The following is a 25,914-nucleotide window of genomic DNA, read 5'->3' as shown; positions in this document are numbered from 1 at the left end:
CCGGGCATGACAACTATCAATAGCGACGGGTAGTGTTGTCTGGCAGCAGGGGCTAGAGTCCCTACCCAATGAAGTGTCAATCCGTGATCCGAGGTTAGCGATGCCACGCATGATCCGTTTTCATCAGTTCGGCCCGGCCGATGTGCTCAAGATCGAGGAATCCCCCTTGCGGCATCCGGCGGCTGGCGAAGTGCTGATACGCGTCGAGGCGCTCGGGGTGAGCTGGAACGACGTGCTCTGGCGGCAGGACCTGGCGCCGCAGCACGCCCGCCTGCCGGCCGGCATTGGCAGCGAGCTGGCCGGCGTGGTGGAGGCCCTTGGCGAAGGCGTGAGCGACCTGGCCGTTGGTGACCGGGTCGCCAGCTTTCCGGCCCATAGCGTCAACGACTATCCGGCCTATGGAGAACAGGTGGTGCTGCCGCGCACCGCGCTGACCCGTTATCCGCAGCAGCTCGGCCCGCTCGAAGCCTGCGTGCACTACACCCCTTTGCTGATCGCCTATTTCGGGTTTGTCGAGCTGGCGCGCCTGCAGGCCGGCCAGCACGTGCTGATCACCGATGCCGCCCATTGTTCCGGCCCGGCCGCGCTGCAGCTGGCCAAGGCGCTGGGTGCCCAGGTCTTTGCCAGTACCGCGGATGCGGAGGATCGCGACTATCTGAAAGCCCTTGGTGCGGACCAGGTGATCGTCACCGAGGAACAGGACCTGGTCGGGCGTATCGCCAAGCTCACCGATGGCAATGGCGTGCAGGTGGTGCTGGATGCCTGTGGCGGGCCGCAGATGGGGTTGCTGGGCGACGTGATGGCTCCGTGCGGCAAGCTGATCCTCTATGGCCTCAATGGCGGCAACCAGACGCCTTTCCCCGCCTGCGCGGCATTCAAGAAGAATTTCAAGTTCTTCGTGCACTGCCTGCAGGACTTCACCGGCCAGCCTGAGCTCGGCATTGCTCAGGACAAGGCCGCCCTGGAGCGGGCACTGGTCCATATCAACCAGCTCACCGCCGACCGGCTGCTGCCGACGCAGATCGACCGCGTCTTCCCCTTTGCCGAGGTGCAGGACGCTCACCGCTACATGGAAACCTGCCCCAAGCGCGGCCGCGTCGTGCTGCAAGTCAGCCAGTGACAGCTTCGGCGTAGTCCAGCCTTCTCCCGATACTCGTCGCCACGCGCCGAGAGCGCCGGCGGCGCCAGCCTGTCTGCCACCGTGATCCCGGTGGAAACTTTTCCCCTCGCGTGCCAGTCCTCCCAATACCAGCTTTGTTTCAGCACTGGAGGACGCTTTCATGTCGCAAGCCAAGCAGACGCTCCCGCCGCAGCATCAGCAAGAGCCGCATGGCAAGGAAAGCCAGATGGATCCCCGCCCGCAATACAAGGCCGATGAATACCGGGCCGCAGGCAAGCTGCAAGGCAAGGTGGCCCTGATCACCGGTGGCGACAGCGGCATAGGCCGCGCCGTCGCCGTGATCTATGCCAAGGAGGGGGCGGACGTCGCCTTGCTCTACCTGGGGCACCACGACGACGCCGAGCAGACCCGCCAGGAAGTCGAAAAGCTCGGCCGGCGCTGCCTGTGCCTGGCCGGCGACGTGGCCGACGGCGCATTCTGCCGCCAGGCGGTGAGCGAGACAGTCGATAAGCTCGGGCACCTGGACATCCTGGTCAACAATGCCGGCGAGCAGCACCCGCAGAAGAGCCTGGAAGACATCGACGAAGAGCAGTGGGAGCGCACGTTCCGCACCAACATCTTCGGCATGTTTCACCTGACCAAGGCGGCGTTGCCGAAGATGAAGGCCGGCGCCGCCATCATCAATACCACTTCGGTGACCGCCTACAAGGGCAACCCGGTGCTGATCGACTACTCGGCCACCAAGGGCGCGATCACCAGTTTCACCCGCTCGCTGTCGCTGAACCTCGCGCCGCGCGGCATCCGCGTCAATGCCGTGGCCCCAGGGCCGATCTGGACGCCGCTGATCCCCTCCACCTTCGAGGAGGAAACCGTGGCCCATTTCGGCGCCAACACGCCAATGCAGCGCCCCGGACAGCCCGAGGAGGTGGCGCCGGCCTACGTCTACCTGGCCAGCAACGACTCCTCCTATGTCAGCGGCCAGGTGCTGCACATCAACGGCGGTTCCGTCATCAACGGCTAGGAGGCGGCCATGGCCAGGGTGATCTGGAAAGGCGCTGTCAGCTTCGGCCTGGTGCATATCCCGGTGGCCCTGGTTCCGGCGACCCGCAGCCAGGGCATCGACTTCGACTGGCTGGACAAGCGCAGCATGGACCCGGTGGGCTACAAGCGCGTCAACAAGGCCACCGGCAAGGACATCGACAAGGAAAACATCGTCAAGGGCGTTGAGTACGAGAAGGGCCGCTACGTGGTGATCAGCGAGGAGGAAATCCGCGCCGCGCACCCCAAGACCACGCAGACGGTGGAGATCATCGCCTTCGTCGAGGCGGCGGAAATCCCCCTGCTGTACATCGACCGCCCCTACTACCTGGCCCCGGACCGGCGCGGCGAAAAGGTCTACGGGCTGCTGCGCGAGGCCCTGAGCGCCACCGGCAAGGCCGGCTTGGCCAAGGTGGTCATGCACACCAAGCAGCACCTGGCGGTGGTGATGCCGATGGGTGAGGCGCTGGTGCTCAACACCCTGCGCTGGGCGGACGAAGTGCGTGGCGTCGAGGCGCTGGAGCTGCCCGACGCGGCCATCAAGCCCGATCTGAAGAAGGGTGAGCTGGACATGGCCAAGCGCCTGGTGGAGGACATGAGCGAGGCGTGGAATCCCGAGCAGTACCGCGACAGCTTCCAGGACGAAATCATGGCGCTGGTCGAGCGCAAGGCGAAGGAGGGCAGGATCGAAGCGGTGGCCACGGTGGAGGCCGAGGGCGAGCGCCGCGCTGCCGACGTGATCGACCTGACCGAGTTGCTCAAGCGCAGCCTGGCAGGCAAGGGCGAGGACGACGACGACGGCGAGGCCAAGGCGTCGAAGCGGCCCCGCAAGAGTTCGCCAGCCAAGCCTGGCAAGCGCAAGACCGGTTGACCCCAGACCTGAGCGACAGGAGTGGCGATGGCCAAGTCCCTGAGCGAATACCAGCGCAAGCGCGATTTCTCGATCACCAGCGAGCCGGAGGCGCAACCGCCGCGCAAGACCAGACGCAGCCAGGGTACCTTGCAGTTCGTCATCCAGAAGCACGCAGCGCGTCGGCTGCACTACGATTTTCGCCTCGAACTGGACGGCACCCTGAAGAGCTGGGCGATACCCAAGGGCCCCTGCCTGGACCCGAAGGTCAAGCGACTGGCCGTGCACGTGGAAGACCACCCGCTGGGCTACGCCAGTTTCGAGGGCAGCATTCCCGAAGGCCAATACGGAGCCGGCGACGTCATCGTCTGGGACCGGGGCGTCTGGTGCCCGGAAGATGCCGACCCGGCGGCCGCCTACCGGGCCGGCAAGCTCCGGTTCACCCTCGAAGGCGAGAAACTCGCCGGTGGTTGGGCACTGGTGCGTACTCACCTGCGGGGCAGCGGCGACAAGGAGCAGTGGCTGCTGATCAAGGAGCGGGACGAGACGGCGCGGCCCGCAACCGAGTACGACATCGTCGAGGCGCGCCCCGAGAGCGTGCTGAGCGACACTCGAATCGCGAGCAAACCGGCGGCACGCTCCGGCAAGGCTGGGCAGCCACGACAGTTGGCGGGTGCCCGCAAGGCCGCGCTGCCGGAAGCGCTGAAGCCGGAACTGGCCACCCTGGTCAGCGAGCCACCCGAAGGCGACTGGCGCTACGAAATGAAGTTCGATGGCTATCGCCTACTGGCGCGCATCTCCGACGGCCAGGTGCGTCTGTTCACCCGCAATGGCCACGACTGGACCGCCAAGCTGGAGGCGCAAGCCCGGGCCTTGGCGGAGCTGGATCTGGATTCCGCCTGGCTGGATGGCGAAATCGTCGTGCTCGACGAACGCGGCATGCCCAACTTCCAGGCGCTGCAGAACGCCTTCGAAACCCAGCGCAGCCAGGGCATCGTTTATTACCTGTTCGACATCGCCTATTGCAACGGCATGGACCTGCGCAAGACTCCGCTCGAGCAACGCAGGGCGCTGCTGGGCGGCTTGCTCAAGGGACGCAAGCCGGGCTTGCTGCGCTATTCCGAAGACTTCGACGCCCATCATCAGGACATCCTCGAAAGCGCCTGCACGCTGTCCCTGGAAGGCGTGATTGGCAAGCGCGCCGGCAGCCCCTATGTGTCCCGTCGCAGCGGCGACTGGATCAAGCTCAAGTGCAAGCATCGCCAGGAATTCGTGATCGGCGGCTACAGCCAGCCGAAAGGCAGTCGCAGCGGCTTCGGCGCCCTGCTGCTGGGCGTGCACGATGAGCAGGGCGGTCTGCGCTATGCCGGGCGGGTCGGTACCGGCTTTACCGAGGCGAGCCTGAAAGCCCTGCACCAGCGCATGAGCGAACTGGAGACAGCGAAGCCGGCGTTCGCCAACCCGCCTACCGGCAGCGAGGCGCGGGGAGTTCGCTGGCTGGAGCCGGCGCTGATCTGCGAAGTGGAATTCGCCCAGTGGACCGACGAGGGCATCGTGCGGCAAGCGGTATTCAATGGCCTGCGGGAGGACAAGCCGGTGCGACAGATCGTTCACGAAACGCCGGCCGGCCCGCCACCGGCCAAGCGCCGCGAGGAGGTGGCCGGCATAGCCATCAGCCACGGCGAGCGGGTCATCGACGCGCAGAGCGGCACCGCCAAGTTCGGTCTCGCCGAGTTCTATCTGCATATTGCAGAGTGGGTTTTGCCCGAGTTGCAAAAGCGTCCGCTGTCGATCCTGCGAGCGCCCGAAGGTGTCGGCGGCGAGCAATTCTTCCAGCGCCACGCGGACAAGCTGGCGATTCCACACATGGGCCAGATCCAGCACGAGCCGGGGGAAGCGCCGCTGATGCAGATCGACAGCCTGGAGGCGCTGGTCGGCGCGGTGCAGATGGGCACCATCGAACTGCACACCTGGAACGCCCGGAGCGACCGCATGGATCGCCCGGACCGCATGATCTTCGACCTCGACCCGGACCCCGCGCTGCCTTGGCGCAGCATGCTGGAAGCCACCCAACTGACCCTGGCCGTGCTGGACGAACTGGGGCTGAAGAGCTTTCTCAAGACCAGTGGCGGCAAGGGCATGCACCTGGTGGTGCCGCTGGCCCGCCGCCATGATTGGGAGGAGGTCAAGCGCTTCGCCAAGGGCATCAGCCTGCATATGGCCAAGGTGCTACCGGAACGTTTCGCCGCGAAGATGGGCCCGAAGAATCGGGTCGGCAAAATCTTCATCGACTACCTGCGCAACCAGGAAGGCGCCAGCACGGTCGCCGCCTACTCTGTCCGCGCGCGCCCAGGCTTGCCGGTATCGGTACCCATCGCGCGCGATGAGCTGCCATCGATCAAGGACGCCGGGCAATGGACAGTGGCCAATCTGGAGCAACGCCTCTCCACACTGAGCGCAGACCCCTGGGCCGATTACGCCCATGATCAATCCATCACCCAGGCGATGCGCAGGCAGCTGGGGGTCTAGTAACGGCAACTGTGTTGTTGTAGCAATCCACAGCGCACCTTCAATCGACACCGTCATACCGGCGCAGGCCGGTATCCAGAGCAGGCAACTCGGTACCAGTTGAAACCATCACGACTCCAGGGTACTTCGCCGGGGTGACGGGCTGGTTGGTAGCGGAGTCAGGGTGAACTGCGAGCCGCGTGCTTCCTTGGGCTCGGCATCAGGCTTCCGTGTCGTAGCAATCTACGGCGCACCTTCAACCCACTCCGTCATACCGGCGCAGGCCGGTACCCAGGAGCAGGCGACTCGGCGCCAGTTGGAAGCATCGTGAATCCCGGGCACTCCGCCTGGACCCCGGCTTTCGTCGGGGGCGGGCTGGTGAGGGTCGTGGAGTGGAGCAAATGAGGGGGCACGGAGAATCGGGACTCTGTCCGGAGCGGGTGAGATCAATCCCCCAGCGGTTCGTCCTCCAGCTTGCCGTTGCTCGGTGAGCCGGGCTTGACCTCTTCATGAGGCTCGTAGTCCGGGCCCAGGCGCATGTCGCGGGGGTTGCCCGGATCGTTGTGCACGATGGGGTCCGGTTGGGGAATGTCGGCGTGCTGATTCATCAGCGTTCTCCTGTCTGCTCGGCGGGCGACGGCCCTGTGTGGAATTGAATCAGGCCGCCTCGATAAGTTCCTGTTTTGCCCGGCAGCAGGCGATGGGCGGCGCGGCCTGGATCGGTGAACTTTTGGCGGCAGGTCCGTTCGGAATATTCAGGGTCGGTGATTACCGGCGCAGTCCCTGAGAACACAGCCTCCGTGTTAGCAGCTACGCCACCGGCAGGCCACGTGGCCCATTGGGCTGCAACACGGGGCAGCTATCCCAGCGATCTACTGGAGCCTGAGGAGAGTTGCTCGATGAGCGATGCCAAGCAGCAGCCAGCCAGCCACGCACCCTTGCCCCTGGACGATGCCATGCGCCTGCCGCGCATCGCCATCGAGGGCACCGAGCCGGTGCTCGATGGGGGACGCTTCGCGGTCAAGGCGGTGGCTGGCCAGACGATCACGGTGAAAAGCACGATTTTCGCCGATGGCCACGAGCAGTTGGCCGCGATCCTCGGCTGGCGCCTGGAAGGCGAGGACAACTGGCATGTAACGCGCCTGACGCATCTGGGCAACGACCTCTGGCAAGGCCAGTTCACGCCGCTCAAGGTCGGCCGGCACCAGTTCGTCGTCGAGGCCTGGTGGGACCGCTTCGAAACCTATCGCTACGACCTGTCGAAAAAGCATGCCGCCAGCCTGGACATCAGCCTGGAGCTGGAGGAGGGGCGGCTGATGCTGGCGGAGGCGGTCGAGCGCAGCCAGGGCGAGACCCGCCAGCAGCTCGCCGGCCTGCTGGAGCGGTTGAACAGAGGCATGGCCACCGAGCGCGCCGAACTGTTGCTGTCCGGCGAAGCCGCCTCGGCCATGGCCGCCGCCGATGCCCATGCGCACCGCACCCACAGTCCGGTCTACCCGCTGGAAGTGGAGCGGCCGCTGGCATTGTTCGCCAGCTGGTACGAGCTGTTTCCGCGCTCGGCCACCAGCGAGGCGTCGCGCCACGGCACCTTCGACGACGTGATCCAGCGCTTGCCGATGATCCGCGACATGGGCTTCGACGTGCTGTATTTCCCGCCGATCCACCCCATCGGCCGCAAATTCCGCAAGGGCCCCAACAATACCCTGCAGGCCGGCCCTTACGACCCCGGCAGCCCCTACGCGATTGGCAGCGAGGAGGGTGGCCACGACGCCATCCACCCGCAACTCGGCACCCGCGAGGACTTCCGTCGGCTGGTTGCCGCGGCAGCCGAGCACGGTCTGGAGATCGCGCTGGACTTCGCCATCCAGTGCTCCCAGGACCATCCCTGGCTCAAGGAACACCCCGGCTGGTTCACCTGGCGGCCGGACGGCACCATTCGCTATGCGGAGAACCCGCCGAAGAAATACCAGGACATCGTCAACGTCGACTTCTACGCCGAGGAGGCGATGCCGGACCTCTGGCTGGCGCTGCGCGACGTGATCGCCGGCTGGGTCGACGAGGGCGTGAAGATCTTCCGCGTCGACAATCCCCACACCAAGCCGCTGCCGTTCTGGGAATGGCTGATTGCCGACATTCGCGCCAAGCATCCGGAGGTGATCTTCCTCTCCGAGGCCTTTACCCGGCCAGCGATGATGGCGCGCCTGGGCAAGGTCGGCTTCAACCAGAGCTACACCTACTTCACCTGGCGCAATACCAAGCAGGAACTGGCCGACTACTTCACCGAGCTGAACCGGCCGCCGCTGCGCGATTGCTTCCGGCCGAACTTCTTCGTCAACACCCCGGACATCAACCCGTTCTTCCTGCAGACCTGCGGGCGGCCCGGCTTTCTCATCCGCGCCGCGCTGGCGACCATGGGGTCGGGGCTGTGGGGCATGTACTCGGGCTTCGAGATCTGCGAGTCGGCGGCCTTGCCCGGCAAGGAGGAATACCTCGACTCGGAGAAATACCAGATCCGTCCGCGCGACTACGGTGCGCCGGGAAACATCGTCGCCGAGATCGCCCAGCTCAATCGCATCCGCCGGCAGAACCCGGCGCTGCAGACCCATCTTGGCTTCCAGACCTATCAGGCCTGGAACGACAACATCCTGTACTTCGGCAAACGTACTGCCGACCTCAGCAACTTCGTGCTGGTGGCCATCAGCCTGGACCCGCACAACGCCCAGGAAGCCCACTTCGAATTGCCGCTCTGGGAATTCGGCCTGCCCGACGATGCCGCCATGCACGGCGAGGATCTGATGACCGGCCACCGGTGGACCTGGCACGGAAAAATCCAATGGATGCGCATCGAGCCCTGGCAGACGCCATTCGGCATCTGGCGCATCCACCCCGACGGCGAACCGGAAATCATCGATCGCTGATACGCATTGCCGCCCGCAAGCCGGGGCAGGAAGGGGGAAGTCGCCGCAAGATCGCCCGTAAGGAGCAAAGAATGGCCAGACAGCGCAAGCCAGCCGCATTTATCGACGACCCGCTCTGGTACAAGGACGCCGTGGTCTACCAGGTACACGTGAAGTCGTTCTTCGACTCGAACAACGATGGGATCGGCGACTTTGCCGGCCTGATCGAAAAGCTCGACTACATTGCCCAGCTCGGCGTCAACACCATCTGGCTGTTGCCGTTCTATCCGTCGCCCCGGCGCGACGACGGCTACGACATCGCGGACTACCGAGGTATCCACCCGGACTACGGCGGCCTGGCCGATGCGCGCCGGTTCATCGCCGAGGCCCACCGGCGCGGCCTGCGCGTCATCACCGAGCTGGTGATCAACCACACCTCCGACCAGCATCCCTGGTTCCAGCGGGCACGCCGGGCCAAGCCGGGTTCGGCGGCACGCAATTTCTACGTATGGTCGGATACCAACCAGAAGTACCAGGGCACGCGCATCATCTTCCTCGACACCGAGACCTCCAACTGGACCTGGGACCCGGTGGCCGGCGCCTACTTCTGGCACCGCTTCTATTCCCACCAGCCGGACCTGAACTTCGACAATCCGCAGGTGATGAAGGAAGTCCTGAAGGTCATGCGCTACTGGCTGGACATGGGAGTCGACGGCCTGCGCCTCGACGCCATTCCCTATCTGGTGGAGCGCGACGGCACCAACAACGAGAACCTGCCGGAGACCCACGAGGTGCTCAAGCAGATTCGCGCCGAGATCGATGCCAACTACCCGGACCGCATGCTGCTGGCCGAGGCCAACCAGTGGCCCGAGGACACCCGGCCGTACTTCGGTGGCAACGAGCAAGGCAAAGGCGACGAATGCCACATGGCGTTCCACTTCCCGCTGATGCCGCGCATGTACATGGCCATCGCCCAGGAAGACCGCTTCCCGATCACCGACATCCTGCGCCAGACGCCGGAGATTCCCGACGACTGCCAGTGGGCGATCTTCCTGCGCAACCATGATGAGTTGACCCTGGAGATGGTCACCGACAAGGAACGCGACTATCTGTGGAACTACTACGCCGCCGACCGGCGCGCGCGCATCAACCTGGGTATTCGCCGGCGCCTGGCACCGCTGCTGGAGCGCGACCGCCGGCGCATCGAGCTGCTCAGCAGCCTGCTGCTGTCGATGCCGGGCACGCCGGTGCTGTACTACGGCGATGAAATCGGCATGGGCGACAACATCTACCTGGGCGACCGTGACGGTGTGCGCACGCCTATGCAGTGGTCGGTGGACCGCAATGGCGGTTTCTCCCGCGCAGATCCGGCCAGCCTGGTGCTGCCACCGATCATGGACCCGCTGTACGGCTACCAGACGGTGAACATCGAGGCACAGCAGCGCGACTCGCATTCGTTATTGAACTGGACCCGGCGCATGCTCGCCGTGCGCAAACAGCAGAAAGCCTTCGGGCGGGGCACGATGAAGATGCTGGCACCGTCCAACCGGCGCATCTTCGCCTACCTGCGCGACTACACCGGTCCGGATGGCAATCATGAAACCATTCTCTGCGTGGCCAACGTGTCCCGCGCCGCCCAGGCCGCCGAGCTGGAGCTGTCTGCCTATGCCGGCATGGTGCCGGTGGAAATGCTCGGCGGCAGTGCCTTCCCGCCGATTGGCCAGCTGCCTTACCTGCTGACCCTGCCGCCCTATGGCTTCTACTGGTTCCTGCTCGCCGCCGAGGCGCAGATGCCCAGTTGGCACCAAGAGCCGGTGGCGAGCATGCCGGAGTTTTCCACCCTGGTGCTCAAGCGCATCGAAGACCTGCTGCAGCCGCAGCCGCGCAAAGTACTGGAGAAGGAATCGCTGCCGGCCTACCTGCCCAAGCGCCGCTGGTTCGCCGGCAAGGACAAGCCGCTGGACGAGCTGCAGGTGGCCTATGCCGTGCCATTCGGCGACCCGCAGCAGCCATTGCTGCTCAGCGAGGTGGAGGTGGCCGGGGAACGCTATCAGCTACCGCTGGGCTTTCTCGCCGAGGAAGACTTCGGCACCGCGCTGCCGCAGCAACTGGCCCTGGCCCGGGTGCGGCGCGGCCGCCAGGTTGGCCTGCTGACCGATGCGTTCACCCTGGAAAGCTTCGTCTGGACCGTGCTGGGCATGCTGCGGGAGAACGCGGTCATGGCGTGTGGCGACGATCAGCTGCGCTTCGTTTCCACCGCGCAGTGGGACGATAGCGCACAGCTGCCACAGGATGCCGAAGTGCGCTACCTGTCCGCCGAGCAGTCGAACAGTTCGGTGGTGGTGGGCGGCGCACTGGTGCTCAAGCTGTTGCGGCGGGTGTCCGCCGGCGTGCACCCGGAGCTGGAAATGGTCAGCTACCTCGGCTCCCACGGGTTCTCCCACGTCGCCGCGGTACTCGGCGAGGTCACCCGTGTTTCCAAGGACGGCGCTCCCCATGCGCTGATGATCCTACAGCGCTTCCTGGACAACCAGGGCGATGCCTGGGAGTGGACCCAGACCACCCTGGACCGGGCCATTCGCGATGAGCTGTCCGGCGGCATGTCCAGCGTGGAAAACCAGTACGAAGCGCTGGCGGAGCTGGACCATTTCGCCGCCTTGCTCGGCCAGCGCCTGGGCGAGATGCACGTGGTGCTGGCGGAGGCCCGCGACAACCCGGACTTCGCGCCCGAACAGACCGGCAAGGGCGACTGCCAGGCACTGGCCGGCAGCGTCAAGGCCCAGGTGGAGCAAGCGCTCGACCTGCTGGCACAGCACCAGGGCGACCTGAACGACGCGGATCGCGAGTTCACCGAGCACCTGTTCAAACACCGCAAGGACCTGCTCGACGAAGTCGATCGGCTGGCCCAGCGCGTGGCCGGCGGCCTGCGCATCCGCGTGCATGGCGACCTGCACCTGGGACAGGTGCTGGTGGTACAGGGTGACGCCTACCTGATCGACTTCGAAGGCGAACCCTCGCGCACGCTGGCCGAGCGCCGCGCCAAGTACAGCCCGTTCAAGGATGTCTCCGGCGTGCTGCGCTCGTTCGACTACGCCGCCGCCATGACCATTCGCAACGCCCAGAGCAGCGATACCTCGGAGGAGGCCGACCAGACGCGCCGGCGTATCGCCGCCAGCTACCGGCACAGCGCCCGGGAGAACTTCCTCAACGGCTACCGCCAGGCCGCCGCGCAGATCCCCCATGCCTGGACCGAGCCGGACGGCGAGGACGCCGCACTGGCCCTGTTCAGCATGGAAAAGACCTCCTACGAGATCATCTACGAAGCCGAGCACCGGCCGAGCTGGCTGTCGGTACCCCTGCAGGGCCTGGCGACCTTGACGCAACAGTTATTCGGAGACCCGCAATGAGCGCAACACCCGACGACTCCCTCCTGCCCAGCGATGCCGACGTCGAGGCGTTGATTCGTGCCGAGCATGGCAATCCCTTTTCCGTGCTCGGGCCGCACCGCGACGGCGATGGGCTGATCATTCGGGCCTACCTGCCCGACGCCTTGTCGGTGAAAGTGATCGCCACCCAGGATCGGCAGGAGCTGGCTGACATGTCCACCACCCGCGTACCGGGGCTTTACTGCTGCCGTCTGGAACGCCCGGAGCCGTACCTGCTGCACATTCGCTGGGCTGGCGGCGAACAGCTCACCGAAGACCCCTATGGTTTCGGCCCGCTGCTCGGCGAGCTGGACCTGTACCTGTTCGCCGAAGGCAACCACCGCGATCTCGGCCACTGCCTCGGGGCGCAGCTGGCCGCCGTGGAGGGCGTGGAGGGAGTGCGCTTCGCCGTATGGGCGCCGAATGCCCGGCGCGTGTCGGTGGTGGGCAGCTTCAACGGCTGGGATGGCCGCCGCCACCTGATGCGTCAGCGCCATCCGACCGGGGTATGGGAAATCTTCGTGCCGCATATCGGCCCCGGCGAAACCTACAAGTACGAGATTCTTGGTCAGCACGGTCTGTTGCCGTTGAAGGCCGACCCCATGGCGCTGGCCAGCGAGGTGCCACCGGGCAACGCGTCCAAGGTCGCCGAACCCTTCGAACACGAATGGCGCGACCACACCTGGCTGGAGCAGCGCAGCGCGCGCCAGGCACCCACCGCGCCGATGGCGATCTACGAGCTGCATGCCGGCTCATGGCGGCGCGAGGGTGGGGAAGAGGGGCGCATCTATGACTGGCATGAGCTTGCCGAGCAGCTGATCCCTTACATCATCGAGATGGGCTTCACCCACATCGAGCTGATGCCGATCATGGAGCACCCGTTCGGCGGTTCCTGGGGCTACCAACCGCTCTCCCAGTTCGCCCCGACCGGGCGCTATGGCTCGCCGGCGGATTTCGCCGCCTTCGTCGATGCCTGTCACCAGGCCGGCATCGGCGTGATCCTCGATTGGGTGCCGGCGCATTTCCCCACCGACGAACACGGCCTGGGTCGCTTCGACGGCACTGCGCTGTACGAGTACGAACACCCCTTCGAAGGCTTCCACCAGGACTGGGACACCTACATCTACAACCTGGGCCGTACCGAAGTGCACGGCTTCATGCTGGCCTCGGCGCTGTTCTGGCTCAAACAGTTCCATATCGATGGGCTGCGGGTGGATGCCGTGGCTTCGATGCTCTACCGCGACTATTCGCGCAAGGATGGTGAGTGGATACCCAACCGCTACGGCGGGCGCGAGAACCTGGAGGCCATCGACTTCCTGCGCCATCTCAACGACGTCGTCGCGTTGGAAGCACCGGGCGCCCTGGTGATCGCCGAGGAATCCACCGCCTGGCCCGGCGTCACTCGTCCCACCAGCGAGGGTGGCCTGGGCTTCAACTACAAGTGGAACATGGGCTGGATGCACGACACCCTCAGCTACATGGCCGAAGACCCGATCCACCGCTTCTATCACCACCACAAGATGACCTTCGGCCTGGTCTACGCCTTTTCCGAGCAGTTCATCCTGCCGATTTCCCATGACGAGGTGGTGCACGGCAAACGCGCGTTGATCGACAAGATGCCCGGCGACCGCTGGCAGAAGTTCGCCAACCTGCGTGCCTATCTCACCTTCATGTGGACCCAGCCGGGCAAGAAGCTGTTGTTCATGGGCTGCGAATTCGGCCAGTGGCGCGAATGGAACCATGACCGCGAACTGGACTGGTACCTGCTCAACTATGTCGAGCACCAGGGCGTGCAGCGCCTGGTGCAGGACCTGAACCGGCTGTATCGCCAGGAGCCAGCCCTGCATGAGCGGGACTGCGAGGCGGGCACCTTCCAGTGGTTGATCGGCGACGATGCCGCCAACAGCGTCTACGCCTGGCTGCGCTGGAGCTCCACCGGATTCCCGTTGCTGATGGTGGCCAACTTCACCCCGGTCCCGCGCCACGAGTACCGCGTCGGCGTGCCGATCGAAGGGCTGTGGAGCGAAGTGCTCAACAGCGATGCCGAGTGCTATGCCGGCTCCAACGTCGGCAATGCCGGGGATGTGCGCACTGAAGACATTCCCAACCATGGGCGATCGGTATCGCTGTCGCTCAACCTGCCGCCGCTCGGCGTGCTGATCCTGCGCCCTCAGGACGGCGCGGTCCGGCCTGAGTAGGATGGCCCTGGGGCCGCGCAGTGCCTGGCTTCTGCTCGCTTGGAAAGGCGCCGAGCCGCCTGCTCCTGGATACCGGCCTTCGCCGGTATGACGGGGTGGGTTGGATGCACAAGGCGAAGCGATGCCTTGGCGCTGACGGAAGCACTGCAAGCAGGCAACTCTTGGCCTCGTACCGACTCAGCCCCAGCCCGTCTCCCCGGCGAAGGCCGGGGGCCAAGCGCAGTTTCAGGCTTCCCGCTGTTTTCGATAGATGCTGATCTGCCTGTCTCTGGATACCGGCCTTCGCCGGTATGACGGGGGTGGGTTGGGTGCGCAAGGCGAGGCGAGGCCTTGGCGCTGCCGCAAGCACTGCAAGCAGGCAGCTCTTGGCCTTGTACCGACTCAGCCACATCCCGCCTCCCCGGCGAAGGCCGGGGGCCAAGCGCAGTTTCAGGCTTCCCGCTGTTTTCGATAGATGCTGATCTGCTTGTCTCTGGATACCGGCCTTCGCCGGTATGACGGGGGTGGGTTAGGTGCGCAAGGCGAGGCGAGGCCTTGGCGCTGACGGAAGCACTGCAAACAGGCAGCTCCTGGCCTCGTACCGACTCAGCCACATCCCGTCTCCCCGACGAAGGCCGGGGGCCAAGCGCAGTTTCAGGCTTCCCGCTGTTTTCGATAGATGCTGATCTGCTTGTCTCTGGATACCGGCCTTCGCCGGTATGACGGGGGTGGGTTAGGTGCGCAAGGTGAGGCGAGGCCTTGGCGCTGACGGAAGCACTGCAAGCAGGCAACTCTTGGCCTCGTACCGACTCAGCCCCAGCCCGTCTCCCCGACGAAGGCCGGGGGCCAGACGGGGCGTCCTGCTTCGGCGTCAGGTAGCCAACCGCCGTCGGCTTACTTCGCGACCTGTATGACCACCTTGCCGAAGTGTCCGGCGCCATCCAGGTAGGCGTAGGCCTCGCGCGCCTGTTCGAAGGGGAATACCCGGTCGACCGGCGGACGGATGCCGGTCAGCTCGACGAAGCGGGCCAGGTCTTCCAGCATCTTGCGGCTGCCGACGAAGATGCCCGCCAGCCGCTTGGCGCCGCCGATCAGTGCGAAGGGCTGCAACTCGTTGCCGAAGCCGAAACCGCTGACGCCGCCGATGATGGCCACGGTGCCACCCATCGCGGCGGCCGCTACGGAGCGATTCAGCGTGCCCTGGCCGCCGACTTCGAGCACCAGGTCCACACCCTCGCCAGCGGTGAGCCGCCGCACGTCGTCCTGCCATTCCGGCACCTGCCGGTAGTTGATGACGGCGTCGGCTCCCAGCTCGCGGGCGCGGGACAGTTTTTCATCGCTGGACGAGGTGATGATTGCCCGCAGGCCGGCGGCCTTGGCTAGTTGCAGGCCCCAGATGGAAACGCCGCCGGTACCGAGCAGCAGTACGCTGTTTCCTGGACGCAGCGCCCCCTCGACGAACAGGGCATTCCAGGCGGTCACCCCGGCGCAGGGCAGCGTCGCCGCTTCGGTATAGCTGAGGTGTGACGGCATCGCGACCAAGGCGCTTTCCGGCAGCAACACTTCTTCCGCCAACATGCCGTCGACGCTACCGCCCAGGGCCGCGGCGGTGCTGGCGGCGGTGGGCGCACCCTCGACCCACTGCGGGAAGAACGCGCCCATTACCCGGTCGCCCACCTTGAAGCGGCTGACGGCACTACCCACCGCAATGACTTCGCCAGCGCCGTCCGAGGTGGGAATAACGCCCTGTTCGGCGCTGGCACGGTAGCTGCCGCGGGCGATCATCAGGTCCCGGTAGTTGAGCGATACCGCGTGGATGCGGATGCGCACCTCGTGCTCGGCGGGCGCGCGGCTGGCTTCCTCGGTGAGCTGCAGTCCGTCGATCTGGCTACCGGGGACGATTCGGTAAAGGTGCATGGGGTTCTCTCCTGAACGGTGGGGTGAGCGAGGTCGCCACTATATGGGTTCCTTGCCATCGCCAGTGGTGGAATAATCGACGCACTCTGTTTCCTTTCAGGATTCAATCACGCCATGAACGACCGACTCAACGGTATCGATGCCTTTGTCCAGGCGGTGGACGCCGGCAGCTTTTCCCTGGCCGCCGAGCGCATGCACCTGACCCGTTCGGCGGTGGCCAAGATCATTGCCCGCCTTGAGCAACGGCTGGGCACGCGATTGTTTCATCGCACCACCCGTTCCCAGCGCCTGACGGAAGACGGGCAGGTGTTCTACGAGCGCTGCGTGCGGGCCCTGTCCGAGCTGGATGAGGGCCAGGCGGCATTGGATTCGGGCCGTCGCGAGCCAAGCGGCCGCCTGCGCATCAGCGCGCCGGTACTGTTCGGTCGCTACTGCGTCGCACCATTGATGCGCGAACTGGCCGAGCGCTATCCGCAGCTGAGCATCGAGATGGCCTTCAGCGACCGGGTGCTGGACCTGGCGGAGGAAGGGTTCGATCTGTCGGTGCGGGTCGGCCGGCTGCCCGACAGCAGCAGCCTGGCGTCACGGCGGCTGGGTTCGCAGAGCATGGCCATCTGCGCGGCACCGAGCTACCTGGCCCGGCATGGCCGACCGGCCAATCTGGATGGGTTGGCGCTGCACAATGGCATCACCTATGGCCGTGCCGGCGTCGACAAACCCTGGTTGATACGCGACGGACAGGGAAAGGTGAGAGATGTGCGCATTGCCAGCCGCCTGCGTTTCGATGACCTGCAGGCCATCGTCGATGCCGCCGTGGCCGGGCTCGGCCTGGCCTGGTTGCCCTGCTGGCTGTTGGCACAGTACGTACGCTCCGGCCTGCTGGAACTGGTCATCGACAGCGACCACGTGCTGTCCAGCGAGATCAATGCCGTCTGGCCGCAGACTCGCTACTTGCCGGCGAGAACCCGGCTGGCCATCGACCTACTGGTAGCGGAGATCCCAACGCGAATGGGCCTGCCCAGCGATGCCGCCGGGAGAACCTCGTCAATCGCAGTCTGCCCGTAGCGCCTGCACCTGGCGCGCGATGTCAGGCGGCCGAGCCGAGGTGGCGTTGCAGATTGCGGTGGCGATGGGCGAAGAAGGCGAGAACGATGCGATAGGACAGCCAGCCGGCGATGCGTGGCTCGAAGGTGAGCCGGTCGGTGACGACGCAGCCGGCGCCCCGTGGCGAGATATGCCGTTCATGACGCCAGAGCCGCATGCTGCCCATGGGCGATTGCTCGACGAACCCGATACCCGGCTCGAGGCTCAGCAGGGTGAGGTCTGAATAGTCGAACGGCACGAGGCCGAACAGGCAGATCCAGCTTCGGAACATCGGTTCGCCCGGTTCGAACCCCGTCGAGGCCAACCCGGTCACGCCACGCGGGACCGACATGCGCAGATAGGGCGCCATTTCCTTCGAAACACCCGCGAACGAGGTGATCCATTGCCAGGCTTGCGCGGCGGAGGCCGCCACCGGGGTAGAAAATTCAAGGCTGTAGCGCATCGAAAGACGACCGGGCTGCTTGACTGGGGGCCCAGCATCCCCGGTGCGCGGAAACGATGCAAGCGTCTGTCCGGGGCGTGCAGGCCCTAGCTGTGGAACGCGCAGATGGCATAGCCGACGGTATCGCTGTACAGCTCCTTGAGGAAGTCGTTGAGAAATTCGCGGAAGCTGTCTTTGCCAATGACGCAGGCGCCGTGGTTCGGGTCGTACAGCACCATGGCGCCGCTGGGGAACCGCCATACGCCGATGCCGTGGGCCGGGCCGTCGGGAAAGTAGATCACGAAGATGTTCAGGCTTTCTCGGCCGCCTTCAGGGTCGTGTTGCAGGTAGATATCCGCCCCGTATTTGTCCTCGGTGAACGGGTATCTCCTATCGCTCTTCCACCAGAAGGTCTTGCCGATGGTGATGCGCGCCTGGGCGTCGACGGTATCGAAACCCGCCCAGTTCGTCTGCATCGAATCCTGCAAGTGCAGTGCCTTGCTCTTGTTGACGATGCCCTTGGTTGGGTCCTTCTTGGAGGTGTTCTGGGCGAACCACAGCATGACCAGGGCCAGGCATACCCCTTCGTAGTTGAGCATCGGCCCACCGAGAAAGTGGGCGATGTCGTCCTGTCGCGAGGTAAACAGCAACTGTCCTCCCCGGTTATCGACCAACTGCGCGAAGCTCATCGCGATTTCTCCCTGTCCTGGCGCCCGGCGTGGGCGGTCCCTGCGGGGGAGTGTAGTCAGCCCTGCGCATCCGGCTTGCGCGCCACGATGAATAGCGCCTTGTACTTGCCGGGTAGCCACTGGTAATCGATGGCGAAGCCGGCAGCGGTCAGGCTGTCCACCAGCGCCTGGCCGGTAAAGACCTTCAGCAGTGGCATCAGGCCGAGCAACTTGCCGACCGGCGCGAGCAGCTTGAAGAACTTCATGTTGTCACCCAGGCAGACCGTGCTGCTGACGAAACGACCGCCCGGCTTCAAGGTGCGGTACACCTTGGCGATGACGGCCTCCTTGTCTTCCAGCAAATGCAGGATGTTCAGCGCCAGCACCATGTCCACGCTCTCGACGGGCATGTCGACGGCATCGATGGGCGCCTGCTCGAAGTCGATGTTGCCGACACCCTGTGCCGCGGCCCGTTCACGGGCGATGGCCAGCATGTTCGCCGAGATGTCGACCGCGCGAATGTGCTTCACATGGGGTGCATGGACGATGGCGGTGGAGCCGGTGCCACAGCCCAGTTCCAGCACGTCCATGTCCGGGCGCAGATGATCGCGGGTGATTTGCAGCTTCTTCTGGTAGGCCGCCTCGTCGGCGACCGGTTGCCGGGAATAGCGGCCTGCCATCTTGTCCCAGAATTTCGCGGTTTGCTCCATGGTCTTCGTCCTGTTTGCGGCTGATCGGTCTAAGCGCCTGACCGCCAGGGTAGGACAGAATTCCCCCATTTGTCGGAAACCGCCAGCGATCGCCGCAGCGTCAGCGGGCCGATGCCTGCAGGTTGGTCTTCTGCCGCAGTTTCTTCGCCCGCACCTCGATGGCCAGGTAGGTGAGGCTGGCGACGAGCAGCGGGGCCAGGTAGTACACGGCCCGGTAGCCGATCAAGCCGGCGATCAGGCTGCTGGTGGGCACCTGGTACTGCAGCAGGGCGATGAATACCGCCTCCAGCACGCCGAGCCCAGCGGGCAGATGGACGATCACCACCGCGATGGCGGCAATCATCATGACCCCGAGCACCTGCGTGTAGCCGATTTTCTCCGGCATCAGCAGGAAGACGACCAACCCCATGAGGGACCAGTTCAGGGCACCCAGGAGCATCTGAGTGGCGGCCAGCCAGAGCTTCGGTAGTCGGATTTCCAGGCGCCGGATGGTCCAGGAGCGGCGCCGGGAAAACGCGCAGAGCAGCAGATAGGCGATGGCGACGCCCAGCAGGGCGACGCCCAGCAGGCGCAGGGCACTGCCGCCGATGGCCCAGTTGTCGGGCGGGTCGATCAGCCCGGCGGCGAAGATCAGCCCGCCGAGCCAGAGGTAGCCGAGCCAGTTGGTCAACAGGCTGAGGGTGACGACGTTGGTGATCTCCGAGTTCCTCAGGCCCAGCCGCGAATACAGCCGGTAGCGCAGGGCCAGGCCGCCGACCCAGGCGCCGAGATTGACGTTGAACGAGTAGCAGACGAAGGTCACCGGCATGATCTGCCACCAGGGCAGGTGATGCTTGGCATAGGCGCGGCCGAGCAGGTCGAAGCAGCTGTAGACCGCATAGCTGACGACGGTCACCGCGCCGGCGAGAAGCAGGGTGGTGGTCTTGTAGTCGCGCAGGGTGCCGAGTACTTCCTGCCAGTCCACTTTGCGCGCCATGATCACCAGCAGCGTGGCCATCAGCACGAGGAAAACGATGCTCAGCAGGCGCTTGACCCGCGGCCACCAGGCGCGCTTGCCGGATGGGTCGCGCTGGGGTCGATTCACTGTTGTTCCCGTGGCAGGTGATGATCGAGCTGTTCCAACTCTTCCGGCTGCAGCACCGCCAGCTTCGGCTTGTGCGCCGGCAGCAGGCCGGTCATCGCCGGGAAGTGCCGGAAGAAGTGGAAGATCAGGAAAGCCAGCGGCGCACGCCAGAAATTGCCGCGCAGCATGCGCTCCAGGGTGATCATCTTGCAGTCCTTCTCCACCAGTTCGGTGAGCCGGTCGTTGAGATGGCGGTTGAATACCGGATCGCGGATCACCAGGTTGGCTTCCAGGTTCAGCGACAGGCTGAAGGGGTCCAGGTTGCTCGAGCCCACGGTGGCCCAGTCGTAGTCGGCAAGGGCGACCTTGCCGTGCAGCGGCGTGCGGCAGTACTCGTAGATCTGCACACCGTCGCGAATCAGGTAGTTGTAGAGCAGGCGCGCACCGAGGCGGGCAATCGGCATGTCCGGCTGGCCCTGCAGGATCAGCCGCACCTTCACGCCGCGGCGGGCGGCATTGCGGATTTCCCGCAGCAGGCGGTAGCCGGGAAAGAAGTAGGCGTTGGCGATGGTCAGGCGAATGCGGGCCGAGCGGACCGCCTCCAGGTATTGCTGTTCGATGTCGTTGCGATGGGCTTCGTTGTCGCGGGTGACGAACAGCACCTTGGCGTCGCCCATGCGCTTTTCGAACAGCGGTTGCGGGTCCTCCTGGATGTGCCGCTGCCACCAGTTGCGCGGCGGCTTTTGTGGGGCCGAGACAGTGGCGATGGCGAAACGGTGGATGTCGCGCAGGATCGGCCCCTGCACCTCCACGGCGTAGTCCTGCTTGGCCTCGGGGCCGAAATCGCTGAGATGGTCGGCGGAGAAGTTGAGGCCGCCGACGTAGGCGATCTCGCTGTCGATCACCACCAGCTTGCGATGCAGGCGCCGAAACAGGTTGGTGCGCATGCCCATTACCCGGGGCCGCGGATCGAACATGCGGATGCGCACGCCGACACGGGTCAGCGCGGCGATGAATTCGCCGCTGAGGTCGGCCGAGCCGTAGCCGTCGACCGTCACCTCTACCCGCACGCCGCGCTCGGCAGCGGCAATCAGCTCACGCTGCAGAGCCCTTCCGACCTTGTCTTCGAAGATGATGAAGGTTTCGATCAGCACTTCGCTGCGGGCCTGACGGATCGCGTCGAATACGCGGGAATAGAATTCCTCGCCGTTCTCCAGCAACTCCAGGCGGTTACCTTCGCGCCACGAGAAGCTCATAGATGTACCTCCACCGCCAGCGGTGCATGGTCGGACAGATGCGACCAGGGTCGCGACGCCATGACCTGCGGGTTACTGGTGGTGGCGTTGCGTACGTAAATGCGGTCCAGTCGCAGCATTGGCCAGCGCGCGGGGAAACTCTTGGCGACCTGCCCGTGGGCCCGGGCGAAGGCTTCGTGAAGCCCGGCGCAGCGCTCGAGCACATCATTGGCCCGCAACCGCCAGTCGTTGAAGTCTCCGGCCACCAGCACCGGCGCATCGGCGGGCAGCGAATCCAGCAACCCGCAGAGCAGTTCCAGTTGTTGCAGACGATGGCTTTCGCGCAGGCCCAGATGCACGCAGATGGCATGCAATTGATCGAGCCCTGGCACCTGTAACTGACAATGCAGCAAGCCCCGGCGTTCCGGGCCGCTTATCGAAACGTCGAGGTTCTGGAAGCAAGTGATGGGGAACTTCGACAGCACCGCATTGCCATGGTCGCCATCGGGGTAGACGGCATTGCGCCCGTAGGCGAAGTCCGGCCACATGGTGTCGGCCAGGAACTCGTACTGCGGGGTCTCCGGCCAGTTCTTGTGGCGTTTGGCGTGACGCTCATGGGTGCCGTGGACTTCCTGCAGGAACACCACGTCAGCACCCACCGCACGCACCGCCTCGCGCAGCTCGGGCAGGATGAAACGGCGGTTGAACACGGTGAAGCCCTTGTGGGTATTGACCGTGAGCACGGTGAGCGAGCGTACCGGAGCGGCGTTCTCGACGGGTTTGCTGGCTTGCTCGCTGGCGCTGGTATTGCTCATGCGGCGGCTCCTTCTAGTTGTCCCGGCACGGTCTGCAGGTCCTCGTCCAGGCCGAGCCTTTCCAGCAACTGCCGAGCGTCGTACGGCGCGCGCACCTTGACGTCGTTGTCGAAGTAGCAGAAGACGTCCCGCGAGCGCCGGGGCGCCGGCTTGCGGCGACTGATCAGGTGCGCGTCCTCGGGCTGCGAACCGTGACTCCAGCGGCGAATGCGGCGGGCCCAGTTGTCCAGCGCGGCCGAGGTGTAGCCGCTGGTGTAGAGCTTTTCCGCGCCATGTAGCCGGAGATAGACGAAGTCGCTGGTGAGGTCCTCGTAGTAGGGCCATTTGCCGGCGGTATCGGCCACCACCAGTGCGACGCGGTGCTCCCGCAGCAGGGCCACGAACGCCGGATCGACGAAGCTGTCGTTGCGGATTTCCACGGCGTGGCGCAGGCGTCGCTTGCGGTCGATCTCAAGGTACTTGCGGCCCTCCATGTGCTCATCGCAGCGCTGGGCGATCTCCAGTGCACCCTCGGTATCGGCGGGCAACTGGCGGAGAAAGGACTCGAACAACTGCGCGTCGAACTTGAAACTGGGCGGGAACTGCCAGAGCAGCGGCCCGAGCTTCTCGTTCAGGCGCAGCACGCCGGAAGCCAGGAAGTTCGCGATGGGCGTTTCCACTTCCCGCAGGCGGCGGATATGGGTGATGTAGCGCGGCGCCTTGACGCTGAAGACGAAGCCCTCCGGGGTATCTTCGTACCAGTTGGCGTAGCGCTCGGGCGTTTGCAGGGCATAGAAGGAGCCGTTGATCTCGATACTGCTTACCGCGCGCGAGGCGAAATGCAACTCCTCCTTCTGTTTCAGCCCTTCGGGATAGAAATCTCCGCGCCATGGCGCATACCGCCAGCCGGAAATGCCGATATGAATGGCTGCCATTGCCTGTCTCTCCCTCTGTCTTTGGCGTTCAGCTCTTGTGGGGCGTCGTGGCCATGGCCGGCGGGTCGCTGGCCGGGAAGGAATCCGCAATGCTGTCGTCGAGGCGCTCCTCGGTGCCGCCAGAGGATTCGGCGGGCTCGGTCCGCTGGGGCTGCAGCTCGACCTTGACCCAGCCGTTCTCGCGGTTGTCGAACGCACGGAAGGCGGCGATGGCGTCGCCCAGCGGTTTGATCTGGGTGAGGATCTTCGACGGGTCGATGCGCTTGGCCAGGATCATCTCGATCAGCTTGGGGATGTATTTGCGGTGGTGGCAGTTGCCCATGTTGATGGTCAGGTTCTTGTTCATCGCCGCACCGATCGGGAAGCGCCTCGCCTGCGGCGGATAGACGCCGATGATCGACAGGGTGCCGGCCTTGGCCAGGCACTCGGTGCTCCAATCCAGCACCTGGCTGGGACCGTCGCCGGGGCGCCAGTGGCCCTGGGAGGGGTTGCTGCGCGGGGCGACCTCGGCCACCTCGTTGGCGAAGCGGCTGTGGTCCTCGCGGCTATGGCCGGCGCAGTATGGGTGCTCGGCATCCACGCCCACCGCATCGATGGCACGGTCCACACCGATGCCGCCGGTCAGCCTGCGCAGGGTCTCGACCGGATCCTCGCGATTGAAATCGATGGTTTCCGCGCCTTGCTGGCGGGCCATTTTCAGACGATCTCCGAACTGGTCGATAGCGAACACCCGCGCCGCGCCGAGCAGCCAGGCGCTGGCGATGGCGAACTGGCCGACCGGCCCGCAGCCGAACACCGCAACGGTATCGCCACAGGTGATTTCGGCCATCTCCGCGCCGAAATAGCCGGTGGGAAAGATGTCCGAAAGCAGGATCGCCTGGTCGTCGCTGATCTCGCTCGGCAGTTTGATCAGGCCGATGTGGGCAAACGGGATGCGCGCCTTCTCCGCCTGCAGGCCATGGAACGGGCCGGTGGTTTCCGGCCCGCCGTAGAAGGCCGTGCCGGCTTCCTTGCCATTCGGGTTGGCCACATCGCACTGGGCGAAATAGCCTGCCCGGCAATAGGAGCAGTTGCCGCAGGCGATGGTGGAGGGGATCACCACGCGGTCGCCGATCTGCAGGTTGCGCACGTCCTCGCCGAGTTCCTCGACGATGCCGACGCCCTCATGGCCGAGAATGGTGCCCGGACGCATGCCGCCGACCGTGCCGCGAATGAAGTGCAGGTCGGTGCCGCAGATGGCGGACGCGGTCAGCCTGACGATGGCGTCGGTCGGCGCCTCGATGCGTGGCTCGGGCACGTCCTCCAAACGGATATCACCGACGTCATGGAATACGACAGCTTTCATAGAACCTCCAATCGAAGCGCGACCGCGATGAAACTCAGTGAGCCTGGGCAACACCGCGTAACACGGTGGAACTGGCTTCGCGGCTACGGCTGCTGGAAATGTTGCCGAGGGAGACGACCCCGATCAGGCGCTTCTCGCGGTTCAGCACCGGCAGGCGGCGTACCTGGATATCCGCCATGTTCTGCGCCACGTGCTGCACGTCTTCGTCCTCGAAGCAGTAGCAGACGTTCGGGGTCATCACCTGGCGCACCCGGCAATCCGGGCCTTGGCCGTCGGCCACCGCGCGAATGGTGATATCGCGGTCGGTCACCACGCCCACCAGACGATCGCCTTCGTTCACCAGCAATGCGCCGCTGTCGATCTTCGCCATTAGCGCGGCGGCTTCCTGAATGCTTTGGTCGGGGGTAATGGTTTGCACGTTCCGGGTCATGACTTCGCCGATTTTCATGGCTTTGACTCCTCCGTTTGCAGGATTGCTAGAGATGGTCAGCCTGGGCCCCACCGGCGCGCACCGCGTGGGCGGCACCTATGTATTCCGACTGGAGCGTGCAGTGACGGTTCATCTTTTTTTGGATGAAACGGCGGGTGGAGCGGGGGAGTGGTGCCAGCGTCGATCAGCGAAACGAGACGAGTCGATGCTGCCCATACCGGCGCGCTACCTGGAGCTGAGTGAGCCGTTCGGGCCTGTACGGGGAGCAGGATGCTCTGGCAACGCGCCATGCTTCACAATTATCCGAGGTCTGGCTATCGGATAGGGAGCCTTCGTGGCAGCCTGCCTTACTTTGGAACAGCCAGCGAAGGAGCCGCCATGTTCAACCCGGCCAATGAAACCCACTTCAGCCTGCGCATCGAAGGCACCGAGCACGACCTGCAGGTGCTCGAATTCACCGGCCGCGAGGCCATCAGCCAGCCCTACCGCTTCGACGTCGAACTGGTCAGCGAACGCCCCGACCTCGACCTGGAAAGCCTACTGCACCAGAAGGCCTTCCTCGCCTTCAGTCCCGACGGCCTGGGCATCCACGGCGCAATTCACCGCATCGCCCAGGGCGAATCCGGCAAGCGCCTGACCCGCTACCGGCTGAGCATCGTGCCGCGCCTGGCCTACCTGGCCCACCGCACCGACCAGCGCATCTTCCAGCACCTCACGGTGCCGCAGATCATCGCCCAGGTCCTGGAAGAGCACGGCATTCTCGCCGGCGACTACCAGTTCCAGCTCGGCCCCACCGTCTATCCCGAACGCGACTACTGCGTGCAGTACGACGAGACCGACCTGCATTTCATCCAGCGCCTGTGCGAGGAGGAGGGCCTGCACTATCACTTCCAGCACAGCCCGAACGGCCATGTGCTGGTGTTCGGCGACGACCAGAGTGCCTTCCCCCGGCTCGGCCAGCCCACCGCCTACCTGCAGGACGGCGGCCTGGTGGCCGACGAGCCGGTGGTCAAGCGCTTCAAGCTGCGCCTGGAAACCCGCAGCAACCGCGTCAGCCGGCGGGACTACGACTTCGAAAAACCGCGCCTGCTGCTGGAAACCGCCGCCAAGCGCGACGAACCGCTGCCCGACCTGGAAGACTACGACTACCCCGGCCGCTACACCGAGCGCCCGCGCGGCAGGCACCTCAGCCAGCGCGCCCTGGAACGCCACCGCGCCGACTACCGCCAGGCCGAGGGCCAGAGCGACCAGCCCAAGCTGGTCAGCGGCCACTTCCT

At 65.1% G+C, this 25,914-nt stretch carries 20 protein-coding genes; 9 read left to right on the top strand and 11 right to left on the bottom strand.

The window, feature by feature from the left end:
- The first annotated feature begins 100 nt into the window (after nt 1-100).
- From ACWKV7_RS00100 to ligD, 4 genes are all read left to right on the top strand, one after another.
- On the top strand, nt 101-1,120 hold the full coding sequence (locus ACWKV7_RS00100) for a zinc-dependent alcohol dehydrogenase family protein (protein WP_483855598.1): 1,020 nt from the start codon (nt 101-103) through the stop codon (nt 1,118-1,120).
- Nucleotides 1,121-1,280: 160 nt separating this feature from the next.
- Entirely contained in the window at nt 1,281-2,141 is an 861-nt protein-coding gene (locus ACWKV7_RS00095; RefSeq protein ID WP_483855597.1) for an SDR family oxidoreductase, read from the top strand.
- A gap of 9 nt (nt 2,142-2,150) precedes the next feature.
- Nucleotides 2,151-3,029: a non-homologous end joining protein Ku gene (gene ku, locus ACWKV7_RS00090; protein WP_483855596.1), complete on the top strand. Its 879-nt coding sequence runs from the start codon at nt 2,151-2,153 to the stop codon at nt 3,027-3,029.
- Nucleotides 3,030-3,056: 27 nt separating this feature from the next.
- Entirely contained in the window at nt 3,057-5,537 is a 2,481-nt protein-coding gene (ligD, locus tag ACWKV7_RS00085) for a DNA ligase D (protein ID WP_483855595.1), read from the top strand.
- 425 nt (nt 5,538-5,962) lie between these two features.
- Here the strand turns inward: ligD and ACWKV7_RS00080 are convergent, their stop codons facing one another.
- On the bottom strand, nt 5,963-6,124 hold the full coding sequence (locus ACWKV7_RS00080; RefSeq protein ID WP_483855594.1) for a hypothetical protein: 162 nt from the start codon (nt 6,122-6,124) through the stop codon (nt 5,963-5,965).
- 291 nt (nt 6,125-6,415) lie between these two features.
- Between ACWKV7_RS00080 and ACWKV7_RS00075 the strand changes: the two genes are divergently transcribed.
- From ACWKV7_RS00075 to glgB, 3 genes are all read left to right on the top strand, one after another.
- Nucleotides 6,416-8,434: an alpha-1,4-glucan--maltose-1-phosphate maltosyltransferase gene (locus ACWKV7_RS00075; protein ID WP_483855593.1), complete on the top strand. Its 2,019-nt coding sequence runs from the start codon at nt 6,416-6,418 to the stop codon at nt 8,432-8,434.
- Between the two features lie 71 nt (nt 8,435-8,505).
- On the top strand, nt 8,506-11,820 hold the full coding sequence (gene treS / locus ACWKV7_RS00070) for a maltose alpha-D-glucosyltransferase (RefSeq protein WP_483855592.1): 3,315 nt from the start codon (nt 8,506-8,508) through the stop codon (nt 11,818-11,820).
- On the top strand, nt 11,817-14,036 hold the full coding sequence (gene glgB / locus ACWKV7_RS00065; protein ID WP_483855591.1) for a 1,4-alpha-glucan branching protein GlgB: 2,220 nt from the start codon (nt 11,817-11,819) through the stop codon (nt 14,034-14,036). Before treS ends, glgB begins: the two co-directional genes overlap by 4 nt.
- Before the next feature lie 873 nt (nt 14,037-14,909).
- Here the strand turns inward: glgB and ACWKV7_RS00060 are convergent.
- Complete coding sequence (locus ACWKV7_RS00060; protein WP_483855590.1) at nt 14,910-15,932, bottom strand: zinc-dependent alcohol dehydrogenase family protein; 1,023 nt, start codon at nt 15,930-15,932, stop codon at nt 14,910-14,912.
- Nucleotides 15,933-16,046: 114 nt separating this feature from the next.
- Here ACWKV7_RS00060 and ACWKV7_RS00055 point away from each other — a divergent pair, with 114 nt between their 5' ends.
- Nucleotides 16,047-16,997 carry a LysR family transcriptional regulator gene (locus tag ACWKV7_RS00055; RefSeq protein WP_483855589.1) on the top strand — a complete coding sequence of 317 codons (951 nt, stop codon included), beginning with the start codon at nt 16,047-16,049 and terminating at the stop codon, nt 16,995-16,997.
- A gap of 22 nt (nt 16,998-17,019) precedes the next feature.
- Here the strand turns inward: ACWKV7_RS00055 and ACWKV7_RS00050 are convergent, their stop codons facing one another.
- The 9 genes from ACWKV7_RS00050 to ACWKV7_RS00010 all read right to left on the bottom strand — a co-directional run bounded on the left by ACWKV7_RS00050 (nt 17,020) and on the right by ACWKV7_RS00010 (nt 24,655).
- Nucleotides 17,020-17,478, bottom strand: a complete 459-nt coding sequence (locus ACWKV7_RS00050; protein ID WP_483855588.1) for a hypothetical protein — start codon at nt 17,476-17,478, stop codon at nt 17,020-17,022.
- 86 nt (nt 17,479-17,564) lie between these two features.
- On the bottom strand, nt 17,565-18,146 hold the full coding sequence (locus ACWKV7_RS00045; RefSeq protein ID WP_483855587.1) for a hypothetical protein: 582 nt from the start codon (nt 18,144-18,146) through the stop codon (nt 17,565-17,567).
- Between the two features lie 56 nt (nt 18,147-18,202).
- Entirely contained in the window at nt 18,203-18,835 is a 633-nt protein-coding gene (locus ACWKV7_RS00040) for a class I SAM-dependent methyltransferase (protein ID WP_483855586.1), read from the bottom strand.
- A gap of 100 nt (nt 18,836-18,935) precedes the next feature.
- Nucleotides 18,936-19,919, bottom strand: a complete 984-nt coding sequence (locus ACWKV7_RS00035) for a lysylphosphatidylglycerol synthase transmembrane domain-containing protein (RefSeq protein ID WP_483855585.1) — start codon at nt 19,917-19,919, stop codon at nt 18,936-18,938.
- The gene (clsB, locus tag ACWKV7_RS00030) at nt 19,916-21,154 is read right to left on the bottom strand and encodes a cardiolipin synthase ClsB (protein ID WP_483855584.1); all 1,239 of its coding nucleotides are present in this window, start codon (nt 21,152-21,154) and stop codon (nt 19,916-19,918) included. The genes ACWKV7_RS00035 and clsB overlap by 4 nt, the downstream gene beginning before the upstream one ends.
- Nucleotides 21,151-21,948: an endonuclease/exonuclease/phosphatase family protein gene (locus ACWKV7_RS00025; RefSeq protein ID WP_483855583.1), complete on the bottom strand. Its 798-nt coding sequence runs from the start codon at nt 21,946-21,948 to the stop codon at nt 21,151-21,153. Before ACWKV7_RS00025 ends, clsB begins: the two co-directional genes overlap by 4 nt.
- Nucleotides 21,945-22,862 carry a DUF72 domain-containing protein gene (locus ACWKV7_RS00020; RefSeq protein WP_483855582.1) on the bottom strand — a complete coding sequence of 306 codons (918 nt, stop codon included), beginning with the start codon at nt 22,860-22,862 and terminating at the stop codon, nt 21,945-21,947. Before ACWKV7_RS00020 ends, ACWKV7_RS00025 begins: the two co-directional genes overlap by 4 nt.
- A gap of 28 nt (nt 22,863-22,890) precedes the next feature.
- Nucleotides 22,891-24,207 (bottom strand): zinc-dependent alcohol dehydrogenase, encoded by a 1,317-nt coding sequence (locus ACWKV7_RS00015; RefSeq protein ID WP_483855581.1) that lies wholly within the window; start codon nt 24,205-24,207, stop codon nt 22,891-22,893.
- 34 nt (nt 24,208-24,241) lie between these two features.
- Nucleotides 24,242-24,655 carry a CBS domain-containing protein gene (locus tag ACWKV7_RS00010; protein WP_483855580.1) on the bottom strand — a complete coding sequence of 138 codons (414 nt, stop codon included), beginning with the start codon at nt 24,653-24,655 and terminating at the stop codon, nt 24,242-24,244.
- A gap of 360 nt (nt 24,656-25,015) precedes the next feature.
- On the opposite strand from ACWKV7_RS00010, the gene tssI reads away from it, so the two are divergent.
- A partial coding sequence (gene tssI / locus ACWKV7_RS00005; protein ID WP_483855579.1) for a type VI secretion system tip protein TssI/VgrG occupies nt 25,016-25,914 on the top strand: 899 nt, incomplete at its 3' end.

Source organism: Zestomonas ipomoeae (assembly GCF_057128665.1).
This window is presented reverse-complemented; position numbering and strand designations above follow the sequence as displayed.